This is a genomic window from Telluria sp. Soil_C_11 (genome assembly GCF_057657395.1).
Genome location: NZ_JBDGIN010000009.1, coordinates 54,574 through 69,680, shown reverse-complemented (window position 1 = coordinate 69,680; position 15,107 = coordinate 54,574). Strand labels below are relative to the sequence as shown.

Here is a 15,107-nt window from a genome sequence, read left to right as displayed (position 1 = left end):
AGGAGACCCCATGCCGACCACCCGTTCGATCGCCTCGGCCGCACTGAGCCTGGCCATGCTGGCGGCGCTGCCGCCCGCGGTGGCGGCCGCCGCCCCCAGGGCCGCAGCGCAGGCGGCCGCCAGCTTGTCGCACGCCGAACTGGCGCGCCTGAAGCAGGCCGCGCAGCGCGTGACCATCCTGCGCGACAAGTGGGGCATCCCGCACGTGTTCGGGAAGACGGACGCCGACGCGGTGTTCGGCATGGTGTTCGCCCAGGCCGAGGACGATTTCAACCGGGTCGAGCTCAATTACATCAATGCGATGGGGCGCCTGGCCGAAGTCGAAGGCGAGAAGGAGATCTGGCGCGACCTGCGCATGAAGCTCTACATCGACCCGGCCGACATGCGCGCCAAATATGCGGCCAGCCCGGCATGGCTGAAGAGGCTGATGAACGGCTGGGCCGATGGCCTGAACTGGTACCTGGCCACCCACCCGCAGGCCAAGCCGAAGCTGCTGACCCGCTTCGAGCCGTGGATGGCGCTGGCTTTCAGCGAGGGCAGCATCGGCGGCGACATCGAGTCGATCAGCCTGAAGAACCTCGAAGCCTTCTATGGCAAGCGCCCGGCGCCCGCCCTGGCCATGTCGATGGCGATGGCCGACCTGGGCAAGGGCTTCGATCCGGAGCCGCAGGGTTCGAACGGTTTCGCGATCGCCCCGCAGCGCAGCGCCGGCAAGCACGCGCTGCTGATGATCAACCCGCACACCTCGTTCTACTTCCGACCCGAAGTCCACATGGTCAGCGAAGAGGGCCTGAACGCCTACGGCGCCGTGACCTGGGGCCAGTTCTTCATCTACCAGGGCTTCAACGAGCGCCTCGGCTGGATGCATACCTCGGGCGGCGGCGACGTCATCGACGAGTACCTGGAAACCGTGGTCGAACGCGACGGCAAGTTCTTCTACAAGTACGGCAGCGAACAGCGCGCCATGCGCAGCAAGACCATCGTGCTGCCGTACAAGACCGCGGACGGCATGCGCAGCCGCAGCGTCACCGCGTACTTCACGCACCACGGCCCGGTGATCCGGGAAGAGGGCGGCAAGTGGGTGGCGGTGAAGATGATGGACGATCCGGTGCATGCGCTGGAACAGTCCTACGGCCGCACCAAGGCCCGCGACTACGCAGGCTTCCTGAAGGTGATGCAGCTGCGTACCAACTCCTCGAACAACACCGTGTACGCGGATGCCGACGGCAATATCGCCTACTTCCACGGCAATTTCATCCCGCGCCGCGACCCGCGCTTCGACTGGACCCATCCGGTCGACGGCAGCGATCCTGCCACCGAGTGGCAGGGCCTGCACGAGGTCAGGGAAACCATCACCGTCTTCAATCCGGAGAGCGGCTATATCTCGAACACCAACAACTGGCCCTGCACCGGCTTCGGCGCCAGCAGCCCTGACTGCAAGGCCTATCCGGGCTATATGTGGTCGCTGCCGCAGAATGCGCGCGGCATCCACGCCGAGCGGGTGCTGCACGATGCGCGGGACCTGACCATCGATGGCCTGATCGGCAAGGCCTACGACCCCTACCTGACGGCCTTCGAGCCGCTGGTGCCGGCGTTGCTGAAGGACTGGGAAGCGCTGCCCGAGGGCGACGCGCTGAAGGCGCGCCTGGCCGGGCAGGCGGCGCTGCTGCGCGGCTGGGACCTGCGCTGGGCGGTCGATTCCACCCCGACCTCGCTGGCCGTGTACTGGGGCCAGGACATGGTCGCGCAACACGCCGCGCGCGCCCGCGCGCAGCAGGTGCCGGTGGTCGACTTCATCCAGACCAGGCTCACGGCCCAGGAGCGCCTGGAGTCGCTGGCGCGCGCTTCCGACAGGCTGCAGGCCGACTTCGGCAGCTGGAAGACGCCGTGGGGCGAGATCAACCGCTTCCAGCGCCTGAGCGGCGAGGTCGACCAGCAGTACGACGACAGCAAGCCCAGCATCCCGGTCGGCTTCACCTCGGCCAACTGGGGCTCGCTGGCCTCGTTCGGCATGGTGGCGAAGCAGACCACCAGGCGCATCTACGGCGACCGCGGCAACAGTTTCGTCGCGGCCGTGGAGTTCGGGCCGCGCGTGCGCGCCAAGAGCATCCTGGCCGGCGGCGAAAGCGGGGACCCGAAGTCGCCGCACTTCAGCGACCAGGCCGAGATGTACAGCCGCGGGCAGTTCAAGGACGTGCTGTTCTATAAAGAGGACATCGAGAAGCAGCTGGAACGCAGATACCATCCTGGCCAATAAGCGGCCAATAAGCGGCCAGCAAGCAGCCGCCCGGACGCCGGTTGTCGGCCCGGGCGGTTTTCGATTGCGGGTCCGCTTGCTATAATTTTGCAAGTTATTAAGACGAGTGGAATCCGGGCGCGACTGCAGTGGCAAAACTATACTTTCGATATTCGGCAATGAACGCCGGCAAATCCACCTCGCTGCTGCAGGTGGCCCACAACTACGAAGAGCAGGGCCAGAAGGTCAAGCTGTACACGGCCGCCATCGACGACCGCTACGGCGTCGGACTGATCACCTCGCGCCTGGGGCCGCAGCGCGAAGTGGACGTGTTCGACAGGGCCACCGATTTCCTCGACAGCGCCCCGGACGTGTCCTGCGTGCTGGTCGACGAAGCCCAGTTCCTGACCAAGGAACAGGTGGTGCAGCTGCACCGCCTGGCCCAGGTGCGCGGCGTGCCCGTGCTCTGCTACGGCCTGCGCAGCGATTTCCGCGGCGATCCCTTCCCCGGCTCGGCCTACCTGCTGGCGCTGGCCGACGACATCGAGGAAATCAAGAACATCTGCACCTGCGGCAAGAAGGCGACCATGAACATCCGGGTCGACGCGGAAGGCCGCCGCATCCGCGAAGGCGAGCAGGTCAGCATCGGCGGCAACGAAAGCTACCGCCAGGCCTGCGGGCGCTGCTTCTACAAGGGCTGAGCGGGACCTGCCGGGATGGCCGACATCCTGCTCTACCTCGTGCCCTCGCTGGCGCTGGCCTTCCTGATCTGGCTGGTGACCTCGCTGCACCCGCTGTTCTTCGTGTTCAGCGCGGCCGGGACCCTGTGCCACGAGCTGGCGCATTTTTCCGTCGGCCTGCTGCTGGGCGCGGAACCGACCGGCTTCTCGATCGTCCCGCGCCGCACCGGACGCACCTGGGAACTCGGTTCCGTCACCTTCGCCAACCTGCGCTGGTATAACGCGGCACCGGCCGCGCTGGCGCCGCTGCTGGTGCTGCTGGTGCCGCTGGCGGTGGCCTGGTGGCGTACCCGCGGCGCATGGCGCTTCGGCCCGGCCGACCTGGCCCTGACCCTGCTGCTGGCGCCGCAATTCCTGTCGTTCTGGCCGTCGCCGGTGGACTGGCGGCTGGCGTGGCGCAGCTGGCCCTGGCTGGTGATTATCATGGCAACAGCGGTCGCTTTGTATTGGTTCCGCCCCGGTCTGTTTCAATTTGTAAAAGCGTGACCGCGCCTGGCCGTCTTCGACTTAAGCTCGGCTGAAGAAGCATACAAGCCGACTCTACGCCGTCGCGCTATCCTGTAGAATTGGTCGCACACGCGCGGCCCAAGTCCAATCGGCCCTTGCCGCCGCCTTATATTCCGCCCGGAGATACGAACAATGAAGAAGCAGATGTTGATGGTTGCGTTGGCGTTCGCCTCGGCGCACGTCGTCACGGCGCAGCCGGAAAAGGTTCAGGTCAACCCGGCCCAGGCCAGCACGGTCCAGGCCAGCGCGGCCCAGCCCAATGCGCTCCAGCTGAAGCCGACCGCGGCCCAGACCCAGGCCGCGCTGTGGGCGTCGCGCGTGCTCGCGCGCTACCACTACAAGGCCGTGCCGCTGGACGATGCGATGTCGGCCAAGATTTTCGACAACTACTTCAAGACGCTCGACAGCGAGAAGCTCTATTTCACCCAGGCCGACATCGACCAGTTCGCGCCGGCCCGCACCAGGTTCGACGACGCGATCAACAACGAGGACCTGACGCTCCCGTTCCAGATCTATAACATCTACCAGCAGCGCTTCAACGACCGCATGGCCTATGCGCGCGAACTGGTCGCCAAGGGCAATTTCGACTTCACCGCCAACGAATCGCTGCAGATCGACCGCGAGAAGGCGCCCTGGGCCAAGAGCGACGACGAGGCGCGCGACCTGTGGCGCAAGCGCGTCAAGAACGACTGGCTGCGCCTGAAACTGGCCGGCAAGGACGACAAGGGCATCCGCGAGACCCTCGACAAGCGCTACGAGGGCTACCAGAACCGCCTCAAGAAGCTGAACAACGAGGACGTGTTCCAGATGTTCATGAACGCCTACGCCACCGCGATCGAGCCGCACACCAATTACCTGGGCCCGCGCTCGGCCGAGAACTTCGACATCATGATGCGCCTGTCGCTGGACGGCATCGGCGCCGTGCTGCAGTCGCGCGACGACTACACCGTGATCCGCGAGATCGTCCCCGGCGGCCCGGCCGACAAGTCGGGCAAGCTGAAGGTGGGCGACCGCATCGTCGGCGTGGCCCAGGGCAACGGCCCGTTCACCGACGTGATGGGCTGGCGCATCGACGACGTGGTCCAGCTGGTGCGCGGCGAGCGCAACTCCACCGTGCGCCTGGACGTGCTGCCGGGCGATGCCGGCCAGGACGGCAAGCACGTCACGATCCCGCTGGTGCGCCAGAAGATCAGCATGGAAGAGCAGTCGGCCAAGAAGCAGATCATCGAAGTCAGGGACGGGGGCGTGAAGCGCCGTATCGGCATCGTCTCGCTGCCGACCTTCTACCAGGACTTCGAGGCGCGCCGCAAGGGCGACAAGGACTTCAAGAGCGCGACCCGCGACGTGCAGCGCATCCTGGGCGAGCTGAAGAAGGAAAAAGTCGACAACGTGCTGATCGACCTGCGCAACAACGGCGGCGGTTCGCTGATCGAGGCGGTCGAACTGACCGGACTGTTCATCGACAAGGGTCCGGTGGTCCAGCAGCGCACCGCCGAGGGCCGCGTCGAGGTCGAGAGCGACACCAACGCCGGCCTGGCCTGGGATGGCCCGATGGGCGTGCTGATCAACCGCGGCTCGGCCTCGGCATCGGAGATCTTCGCCGCTGCGATCCAGGACTACGGCCGCGGCATCGTGATCGGCGAACCGAGCTTTGGCAAGGGCACCGTGCAGACCCTGATCAACCTCGACCGCTTCTCGCAGAGCGACAAGATGAAGTACGGCGAGCTGAAGATGACGATCGCCCAGTTCTTCCGCATCAATGGCGGCACCACCCAGCTGCGCGGCGTGACGCCGGACATCAAGCTGCCGGTGACCTCCGACGCCGAGAACTTCGGCGAGTCGTCCTATGACAATGCGCTGCCCTGGGTGCAGATCAAGCCGGCGACCTACCTGCCGTCCGGCGACCTGAAGGAACTGGTGTCGCCGCTGCAGAAGCGCCATGAGGCCCGCGTCGCCAAGGACAAGGAGTTCCGCGAGATCGAGCAGGACATCGCCGAGGCCCTGAAGCTGCGCAAGGACAACCTGATCTCGCTGAACGAAGCGGTGCGCCGCAAGGAGCGCGAGAACCAGGAAGCCAAGGCCCGCCTGCGCGAATCGCGCCTGGCGGACGAATCCGGCAAGGGCGACGAGCCGGTCGCCGGTCCGGGCAGCAAGGAACAGCGCGCCAAGGCCCCGAATCCGACCGCGCCGAAGAAGAGCAACGTGGCGCTGAAAGGCGCGCCGCGCTCCGACGACGGCCTGCAGGGCGACGAGCGCAGCCTGGCGGCGGAAATCGCGGCCGAGAAGGCGGCCAAGAACGCCAAGGACGTGTACCTGCAGGAAGCCGCCCATATCCTCGCGGACGAAGCCGGCATGCTGAAGGCCGACACGCGGATGGCGTCGCGCACCATGCCGTACTTGTCATTAGTGAAACAGAACGGCAACTGATGTATTAATCGTAAAGCAACATTGAAATTGCGCGCCGGAAGGTTGTGGTAGCGCCAGGAAACGAGGCTCCCCCCCCAGTGGGAGCCTCGTTGTTTTTATGCGATTCAATTGAACTTAGGATTTCGAACAGATATGGTAGAGTTGCTCTGCAATTGTAGAAATTATAATCTTCAACGCAGAGCAAGGAGTGCAAAATGGCAATTCGTTACTTCATCGCAGCGGCCTTGATGGCCAGCGCTTGCGCCGCCCATGCAGACGTCATCCAGACGTCCAGCGGCGTTGGCGTCATCAGCGGCAGCAATATTGCTGGCGCAGTGGGTGACTCCAGCGTGATCGCCGGGGTCAACCGCGGCGCCGGCAGTGATGCCCTGGTGGAAGCGCTGTATCAAAAAGTCAGCGCCAGTGTCGGCAGCGACATGAAAGTCTCCCTGAAACAAGGCATCGACGGTGTCTACGTGACGGGACTGAGCTCGGCCAAGGCAGCCGCCCTGGCGGGTGACGGCATGTCGGTGATCGTGACGCCGGACGGCTTCAAGATCGTCGATGCCACCATCGGCAAAGCGACCCTCGAAGACGGCGTTGGCGCCGGCAACGGCGGTGGCGCCGCCGAGGTTCCGGAGCCGTCGAGCATCGCCCTGATGCTGGCCGGTATGCTGGGCGCCGCCGGTCTGGTTCGCCGCCGCTCGCGCTGATCCTTCGGCAGCACGGCATCATCCCGAAGCGGGCTGCGGCCCGCTTTTTTTTCGTCCATTTTTTCGGGTACAATCTTTTGAACGGTCGTGCTTTTTTGCCGCGACCCGAAGAATATAAGCGCCTAACAAAAGCTGCAGGGCAAGGGGTGCGGCCCGCCGACGCAGCGTCGAAGACAGTACTTTAGTACGGCGAGACGGTGCAACGCCGCCATGCAGTTTTTGTTAGGCGCGCTAAGAGGAGATGGAATGGACCTGAACTATACGAGCGATGACCTGGCTTTCCGCGACCGGGTGCGCGCCTTCCTGGAAGCCGAACTGCCGTCCGACCTGCAGCACAAGGTGCTCAACCACCTGCGCCTTGCCAAGGACGATTACGTCCGCTGGCACAAGATCCTGGCGCGCCAGGGCTGGGTGGCGCCGGGCTGGCCGGAACAATTCGGCGGTCCCGGCTGGACCCCGGCCCAGCGTCACATCTTCGAGGAAGAATGCGCGCGCGCCGGCACGCCGCCCATCATGCCCTTCGGCGTGAACATGGTGGCGCCGGTGATCATGGCCTTCGGCAGCCAGGCCCAGAAGGACTATTACCTGCCGCGCATCCTGTCCTGCGAGGACTGGTGGTGCCAAGGCTATTCGGAACCCGGCGCCGGCTCGGACCTCGCGTCGCTCAAGACGACCGCGGTACGGGGCAAGGACGATGAGGGCGAGCACTACATCGTGAACGGCCAGAAGACCTGGACCACGCTGGCCCAGCATGCCGACATGATCTTCTGCCTGGTGCGCACCGATCCGGGCGTGCGCAAGCAGGAGGGCATTTCCTTCCTCCTGGTCGACATGCACAGCCCCGGCATCACGGTGCGTCCCATCGTCATGCTCGACGAAGACCACGAGGTCAACGAAGTCTTCTTCGACAACGTGCGCGTCCCCGCCGCGAACCTGGTCGGCCAGGAAAACCGCGGCTGGACTTACGCCAAGTACCTGCTGGGCCACGAGCGCACAGGCATCGCCGCCGTCGGCCGCTCCAAGCGCGAGCTGGCGCGCCTGAAGCGCCTGGCCGGCCGCGAACGGAAGAACGGCCGGCCGCTGCTCGAGGACCCGCTGTTCGGGGCCAGGGTCGCGGAGCTGGAGATCGAGCTGATGGCGCTGGAGACCACCGTGCTGCGCGTGCTGGCGCAGGCCGCCAAGGCGCCGGGACCGGAAGCCTCGGTGCTGAAGGTGCGCGGCACCGAGATCCAGCAGCGCCTGACCGAACTGATGGTCGAAGCCGCCGGGCCGATGGCCTTGCCCTTCGACGACGCCTATCTTGCCGGCGAGAGCGAACACAGCGCCTTCGACGACGACTTCGCCGCGCCGCTGCTGCCGCATTACTTCAACTACCGCAAGACCTCGATCTACGGCGGCTCGAACGAGATCCAACGCAACATCATTTCCCAGATGATCCTGGGCCTGTAAGGAAAACGAGCATGAACTTCGATTTCAAGGAAGAGCAGCTGCAACTGGCCGACGCCCTCAAGCGCTGGATCGCGCGCGACTACGGCTTCGAGACGCGCCGGACGATCGTGCAATCCCCCGGCGGCACGTCGGAGCAGGCCTGGGCCACCCTGGCCGAGCTGGGCCTGACTGCGCTGCCGGTGCCCGAAGAGCAGGGCGGTTTTGCCGGCGACGCGGTCGACATGTTCGTCGTGATGCAGGAACTGGGACGCGGCCTGGTGGTCGAGCCGTATTTCGCCACCGTGCTGGGCGCCGAGTTCCTGCGCCTGGGCGGCGGCCACGCCGATCTTCTCGAGAAAGTGGCGCCAGGCGAACTGAAACTGGCCTGCGCGCTGGGCGAGCGCCAGTCGCGCCACGACATGCGCGATATCGTGACCAGCGCCGCCCGCGCCGGGCAGGACGGCGATGGCTGGCTGCTGGACGGCGAGAAGAAAGTGGTGCTGCACGGGGCCCAGGCCGGCGTGCTGGTGGTCTCGGCCCGGATCGGCGGCGCACAGCGCGACGAGGACGGCATCGCGCTGTTCGCGGTGCCGGCCGATGCCGCGGGCGTCCACCTCACCGAATACCGCATGCTGGACGGCCAGCGCGGCGCCGACGTGCGCTTCGATGGCGTGCGCGTCGGGCCGGACGCCGCGATCGGCCGGCCGGGCGCCGGCTGGCCGATCCTGGAAGCCGCGCTCGACTACGGCGCCGGCCTGCTGTGCGCGGAAGCGGTCGGGGCGATGGACGCGCTGTTCGCCGCCACCCTCGAGTACCTGAAGACGCGCCAGCAGTTCGGGGTCCCGATCGGCAAGTTCCAGGCCCTGCAGCACCGCATGGCGGACATGTACATCCACCTCGAACAGGCCCGTTCGATGGCCCTGCTGGCGGCCGTGCGCCTGCGCGCGGGCGATGCCGCCGAACGCCGCCAGGCGGTGTCCGCCGCCAAGTACCGGGTCGGCCAGGCCGCGCGCTTCGTCGGCCAGCAGGCGGTCCAGCTGCATGGCGGCATGGGCGTGACCGACGAGCTGCCGGCCGCGCACTACTTCAAGCGCCTGAGCACGATCGAACTGAGCCTGGGCGATTCCGACCACCACCTGGCGCGCTTCATGGCCCAGCCGGGTTTTACCGCAGGAGCCGCGGCATGAAGACCGAATGGTATTTCGAGGACTTTTTCGCGGGCCAGGACATCGACCTCGGCACCCGCACCGTGAGCGAAGACGAGATCGTCGCCTTCGCCAGCCAGTTCGATCCGCAGCCCTTCCACATCGACCGCGAGGCGGCCGCGCAGTCGATCTACGGCGGCGTGATCGCCAGCGGCTGGCATACCTGCAGCATGATGATGCGGATGGTGGTCGACGGCCTGATGGCGAAATCCTCCAGCATGGGCTCGCCCGGCCTGGACGGGGTCCGCTGGCTGGCCCCGGTGCGCGCCGGCGATACGCTCAACGTGCGCTACCAGACCACCCGGGTGAAGGCCTCGAACTCGAAGCCCGACCGCGGCGTGGTGTGGTCGAAGTGGGTCGCCATCAACCAGCATGGCGAGACCGTCTGCACGGTCGAGGGCATGGGCATGTTCGCGAGGAAGCCGGCCTAGCCGGTGGACGTGCGGTAGCGGTTGCGCCCGCCGGCCTTGGCCTGGTACAGAAGGGCGTCGGCCACCTGCACCAGGTCGCCGGGCGCGCCGTGCTCGCCAGGCACCATCGACGAGATGCCGATGCTGACCGTCAGGCGCTGGCTGGTGGGCGAGGCGGCGTGCGGCAGGTCGAGCATCTCGAGTTCGTGCATCAGGCGCCGCGCGACCCCGGTGGCGCCCTGTTCGTCGAGCTGGGGCAGCAGGATCGCGAATTCCTCGCCGCCGTAGCGCGCCACCAGGTCCTGGCTCCGGGCGGCGGCGCGCCGCATCGCACTGGCCACCTGCACCAGGGTGGCGTCGCCGGCCGGGTGGCCGTAATGGTCGTTGTACAGCTTGAAGTGGTCGATGTCGACCATCAGCAGCGACACCGGCAGCTGTGCGCGTCCGCAGCGCCGCCATTCCATCTCCAGGCGCTCGTCGAAGGCGCGGCGGTTCGCCACCCCGGTCAGGGAGTCGGTCAGGATCAGGGCGCGCAAGGCGTCGCGCTGGCGCTTCACGGTCAGCTGGGTCCGCACCCGCGCGCGCACCACGGCGGCATTCACCGGCTTGCTGATGAAGTCGGCGGCGCCGGCGCCGAGGGCGCGGGTCTCGTCCTCGGGCGACTTGAGGGCGGTGACGAAGATCACCGGGATGTCGCTGGTTTCCTCGGACGCGAACAGCTCCCGGCACACGGCGTAGCCATCCATGCCGGGCATGACGGCGTCCAGCAGGATCAGGTCGGGATGCTGGGCGCGGGCGATCTCGAGCGCGCGCGCGCCGTCCATCGCGAACAGGACCTCGTGCTCGTCCTGCAGGGCGGCGTGCAGGATCTGGATGTTCTCCATCGCGTCGTCGACCACCAGGATGCGACCGTTGACGGCCATGTCGGTCCAGCTCATCACTCTCCCCGTTTCACAGATTCCCGGCGATTTGCTCCACCAGTGCGGCCGCCGCCTCGAAACGCAGGGTCGCCACCGCATCCGCCAGCGGCGCCACGGCGTCCGGGGCCATGCGCGCCAGGGCGGGGCGCAGCGATTCGAACTGCGCCATGGCTTTCATGTTGTTATTCTGTAGCAAATCGCGTAAATGCGCCAACGCGTCCTGGAGCGTCCGTTGTTCCATTTCATCCCGGGCATGTTCGCCATCCGGGGCGGGATCGGCAGGCTCCGCCGGCAGATCGCGCGCCGCCTGCAGCACGGTGGCCAGGGCGGCCTCGAGGCGCGCCAGGCGCAGCGCCAGGGCAGCCTCGTCCTCGCCCCGCAGCGCCTGTTCCAGGTCGAGCGCCTGGCTGGCCACTTCGGTGGCGCCGAGGTTGGCCGCGACCCCGCGCAGGCGGTGGACCAGCTGGCCGGCGCGCACCCGGTCGCCATCCGCCAGCAGGGTGCGCACTTCGGCGACCACGCCGCCCTGCGAGCTCTCGAAGCGCCTGAAGACGGCGGCGAAACCGGCGAAACTGCCGCCGAAGCGGGGCAGGGTCGCCTTCAGGTCGATGCCCGGCAGCATGCCAGGCGGGAGCGCCGCCGCGCCGCCGGTCGCCGCTTCGTCCGGATGGCCGGCGCCAGCCTCGTCGCCGGCCGTCCCGGCGCGCCCGGTCAGGCGGCGCAGCGCGCCCACCAGTTCGTCGACGTCGATCGGCTTGGGCAGGTAGCCATCCATCCCGGACCGCAGGGCACGCCGGCGGTCGTCCTCCATCGCGTTGGCCGTCATCGCCAGGATCGGCAGGTCCGTGAAGCCCATGGCGCGGATCGCGGCCGCGGCTTCGAAGCCATCCATGACCGGCATCTGCAGGTCCATCAGCACCGCGTCGTAGTGTTGCGTGCCCTCGGCCAGCATGCTGACCGCGAGCCGGCCGTTGCCGGCGAAGTCGACCGCCGCGCCGGCATGCTGCAGCACGTAGTTGGCCACTTCCTGGTTCAGCAGGTTGTCCTCGACCACCAGCACGCGCAGGCCGGCCAGGCGCCCGCCCAGCGAGCCCGGCGGCGGCGGCGGGGCCGGCACGCCGCCGTTCGCCATTTCCGCCAGCGCCTCGGCCAGCGCGCCCGGCGTGAAGGGCTTGGCCAGCACGGCGTCGACGCGCAGGTCGGCCGAGACCGCATCGAGGCGCTCTCGCTCCGGATCGGCCGCCAGCAGGGCGCAGCGCGGCATCGGGATGGCGCGGTCGGCGCGCGCGAAGGCCAGCACCGAGGCGCCGTCGAGGTCGGGCATCACGCTGTCGATGAAGGCCAGGTCGTAGCGCCGCGCGCCGCGCAGCAGGGACAGGGCTTCGGCGCCCGTGGCGGCGCGCTCGACTTCCCAGCCATGGCCTTCGAGTGCGCGCGCCAATGCCTCGCGGCTGCTGGCGTTGTCGTCGGCCACCAGCACGCGCGCGACGTGTTCCGGCAGCGGCGGAGCCGGCGGCGCCGCGGCGTCCACCTCGAACCAGGCCGAGAAGCGGAAGCAGGCGCCGGCGCCGGGCGCGCTCTCGACCCGCAGGTCGCCGCCCATCAGCGCCACCAGGCGGCGGCTGATCGCCAGGCCCAGGCCGGTGCCGCCATACTTGCGGCTGGTCGAGCTGTCGGCCTGCGAGAAGGCTTCGAACATGCGCTGCTGCTGTTCGGGGGCGATGCCGATGCCGGTGTCGCGCACGGAAAAGGCCAGTTCAGTGCGGCCTTCCGCGCTGGCCGCCACCTCGATCGCCAGCACCACCTCGCCGCGCTCGGTGAACTTGACCGCATTGCCGACCAGGTTCAGCAGCACTTGCTGCAGCCGCATCGGGTCGCCGACCAGGCGTGCCGGGACGTCGGGGGCCACCGCGAACACCGGTTCGATGCCCTTGTGCCAGGCGCCGGCCGCGCCCAGCACGGCGACGCTGGCCAGCACGTCGTCGATGCGGAACGCGGTGTGTTCCAGCACCAGCTGGCCGGCTTCGACCTTCGAGTAATCCAGCACGTCGTTCAGCATCGACAGCAGCGACCTGGCCGCCATCTGCATGCGCGCCACGTAAGCCCGCTCGCGCCGCTCCAGCTTCGCTTCCTCGAGCAGGCGCGCCAGGCCGATGATGGCGTTCATCGGGGTGCGGATCTCATGGCTCATGTTCGCCAGGAACTCGCCCTTGGCGCTGCTGGCCGCTTCGGCCGCGCGCAGGGCTTCCTCGAGGCGCGACTGGGTGCGTTTCAGTTCGGTGATGTCGGAATGCAGCATGTAGAAGCCGCGCACACGGCCGCCGTCGTCGACGTCCGGGATATAGCTGCCCCAGGCTTGTATCACCTGGTCGCTGTCCTTGCGCTGCAGCTGGCGCTCGAAGAACTGCGGCTCGCCGGCCAGGACCCCGTCGAGGTAGGGCTGGACCTGGGCCATCTGGGCCTCGTCCATCAATTCCCATGCCGTGTGGCCGATCACCTCGCTGGCCGGGCGGCCCAGCCATTCGAGGTAGGGCCGGTTGGCGAACTGGCAGCGCAGCTCCGCGTCCCAGTAGCCGACCAGGGCCGGCAGGTTGTCGGTCACGGTGCGGATCATGCGCTCGCTCTGCTCGAGGCGCTGGCTGGCGGCGCGCAGGGCCGCATCGGTCTCGACCCGCGCCGTGATGTCGCGGATGGTGCCGCTCACGATGCCCTTGCCGCCGATGTCGACGCCGTTCAGCAGCACGTCGGCGTGGAATCTGGTGCCGTCGCGGCGCATGTGGATCCAGTCGAAGCTGCAGGTCCCGGCATCGATCGCCCGGCGCATGTACTCGTGGGCCAGTTCGTCGGAGCGGCGCCCGTTGGGCTGGAACTCGGGCGAAAGGCTGGCCGGGGACAGTTGCAGCAGCTCGTCGAGGTCGGCGCAGCCGAACAGTTCGACCGCGGCCTGGTTGGCGCTGACGAAGCCGGCGCCGAGGGCGGCCAGCACGTGGGCGTCGGCCGATCCTTCGAACAGGGCGCGGAACAGGGCTTCGTTGTCGCGATTGCGCTCTTCCTGGCGCTTGCGCTCGGTGATGTCGAGCACCACGGCGTTGATGCCGACCAGTTCGCGATCCGGACCGTGCACCGGGTAGTAACTGCAGATCCAGTGGCGCGTCACGTTCGGCTCGGCCGGCGACTCGCCGCTGTCCTCCACCTCGATCAGCGGGCGGCCGGTGTTCAACACCCGGCGGTAGGGTTCCTCGATGGCGATGCCGCGCTCGCCCAGCAGCTCGGGCAGGGTGCGGCCGATGTGGCTGGCGGCCGGCAGGTTGTTCACGGCCGCCAGGTAGTCGTTGATCATGATGACGCGCAGGCCGCGGTCGAGGAAGGCCAGGCCCACAGGCGCGCTGGCGTACACGGTGGCGAGCAGGGCGCTGGAGCGCTGCAGCTCGTTGGTGCGCGCTGCCACCAGCGCTTCCAGGCGGTGGCGGTATTGCAGCAGGTCGCCCTCGACCTTGCGCAGCGCGCGCGCCACCGCCGCCGCTTCCTTGGTGCCCAGTTCGGGAATCGACAGCGGCTGGCCGCGCCCGAGGTCGGCCGCCGGCTCGGTCAGGGCGCGGACATCGCGTGCGATCGAGCCGCCGATGGCCCAGGCCAGCAGCACGCTGATGGCGAGCAGGGTGCCGATGCCGGCCAGGGTCGCGCCGGGCGAACGCCCCAGCAGGTCGCGCGCCGCGTGGCGCGGGAAGCCGATCGCCACGGTCCAGCCGTGCATCGGCGTGCTCGCGTAGGCGGCGTTGATGGTGTCGAGGCCGGGCCGCGCCAGGCTCGTCTGGCCGCTCGGGCTGCGCGCCAGCGCCGCACGCAGCTCGGGCGGAATCGGCGAACCGGTGCCCTGCACGGAGTCGCCGTTGCGCGCCACCAGGCGGCCATGGTTGTCGTAGACCTGGGCATCCCAGCGCTCGGGCAGCTGCTGGCCGGCGAGCAGCTCGGCGATGCGGCGCGGGCGCTGTTCGACCGACAGCGCGTAGGCCACCTTGCCGTCGCGCCAGACCGGCACCGCGATCGAGATCACCCACGGCATCGACGCGTTCCGGCGGTGCAGGCCGGAGGTCACGCTGTCGCCGGTCTCGAACACCTTCCGCACGTCGGCTTCGTTGCCGCTGGGCGGCAGCGCCGTGCCCCAGGCGTGCCGGGTATCGAGCAGGTCGCGGCCGTCCGCGCCGCTCAGCACGAAGGCATAGGCCGGGAATTCCGGGCGCAGCAGGGCCCGCGCGGCGGCGTGGAAGGCCGCGAGGTCGCCGGCCGCCAGGCTCGGTTGGCTGGCGAGGGCGCGCGCCGCGGTTTCGCCGTTGTCGAGGTCGCGGTCGACGGCCGCCGCCAGGGCGCGCGCGATCATCTGCGCATCCTGCGCCACGTGCTGGGATTCGCGGCGGTCGGCGTCGCGCGCGAAGGCGAAATAGCCGAGCAGGATCGGCAGTGCGCAGGCGAACACCAGGGTGATCAGGCGCGACCGGATCGATGGAAGGTATCGTTGTTGAAACAACAGCAATGCAAGCTCCG

The 15,107-nt window shown here is 68.1% G+C and carries 10 protein-coding genes; 8 read left to right on the top strand and 2 right to left on the bottom strand.

The window, feature by feature from the left end; translation table 11 throughout:
* Nucleotides 1–10: 10 nt before the first annotated feature.
* The 8 genes from AC3A6M_RS16245 to AC3A6M_RS16210 all read left to right on the top strand — a co-directional run bounded on the left by AC3A6M_RS16245 (nt 11) and on the right by AC3A6M_RS16210 (nt 9,666).
* Complete coding sequence (locus tag AC3A6M_RS16245) at nt 11–2,257, top strand: penicillin acylase family protein (protein ID WP_487853763.1); 2,247 nt, start codon at nt 11–13, stop codon at nt 2,255–2,257.
* A gap of 128 nt (nt 2,258–2,385) precedes the next feature.
* Nucleotides 2,386–2,937 carry a thymidine kinase gene (locus AC3A6M_RS16240; protein ID WP_487853762.1) on the top strand — a complete coding sequence of 184 codons (552 nt, stop codon included), beginning with the start codon at nt 2,386–2,388 and terminating at the stop codon, nt 2,935–2,937.
* Nucleotides 2,938–2,952: 15 nt separating this feature from the next.
* The gene (locus tag AC3A6M_RS16235; protein WP_487853761.1) at nt 2,953–3,462 is read left to right on the top strand and encodes a hypothetical protein; all 510 of its coding nucleotides are present in this window, start codon (nt 2,953–2,955) and stop codon (nt 3,460–3,462) included.
* 153 nt (nt 3,463–3,615) lie between these two features.
* Complete coding sequence (locus AC3A6M_RS16230) at nt 3,616–5,910, top strand: carboxy terminal-processing peptidase (RefSeq protein ID WP_487853760.1); 2,295 nt, start codon at nt 3,616–3,618, stop codon at nt 5,908–5,910.
* 194 nt (nt 5,911–6,104) lie between these two features.
* A complete protein-coding gene (locus tag AC3A6M_RS16225) occupies nt 6,105–6,602 on the top strand; it encodes a PEP-CTERM sorting domain-containing protein (protein WP_487853759.1) in 498 nt (165 codons plus the stop codon).
* A gap of 246 nt (nt 6,603–6,848) precedes the next feature.
* Complete coding sequence (locus tag AC3A6M_RS16220) at nt 6,849–8,051, top strand: acyl-CoA dehydrogenase family protein (RefSeq protein ID WP_487853758.1); 1,203 nt, start codon at nt 6,849–6,851, stop codon at nt 8,049–8,051.
* Between the two features lie 11 nt (nt 8,052–8,062).
* Nucleotides 8,063–9,217, top strand: coding sequence for an acyl-CoA dehydrogenase family protein (locus AC3A6M_RS16215; RefSeq protein ID WP_487853757.1), 1,155 nt, complete (start codon nt 8,063–8,065; stop codon nt 9,215–9,217).
* A complete protein-coding gene (locus AC3A6M_RS16210; protein WP_487853756.1) occupies nt 9,214–9,666 on the top strand; it encodes a MaoC family dehydratase in 453 nt (150 codons plus the stop codon). Before AC3A6M_RS16215 ends, AC3A6M_RS16210 begins: the two co-directional genes overlap by 4 nt.
* Here the strand turns inward: AC3A6M_RS16210 and AC3A6M_RS16205 are convergent.
* Together AC3A6M_RS16205 and AC3A6M_RS16200 are read right to left on the bottom strand one after the other, a co-directional pair.
* On the bottom strand, nt 9,663–10,583 hold the full coding sequence (locus AC3A6M_RS16205; RefSeq protein WP_487853755.1) for a diguanylate cyclase: 921 nt from the start codon (nt 10,581–10,583) through the stop codon (nt 9,663–9,665). The two genes, AC3A6M_RS16210 and AC3A6M_RS16205, sit on opposite strands and share 4 nt — an antisense overlap.
* A gap of 13 nt (nt 10,584–10,596) precedes the next feature.
* Complete coding sequence (locus tag AC3A6M_RS16200) at nt 10,597–15,090, bottom strand: response regulator (RefSeq protein ID WP_487853754.1); 4,494 nt, start codon at nt 15,088–15,090, stop codon at nt 10,597–10,599.
* Nucleotides 15,091–15,107: the final 17 nt, after the last annotated feature.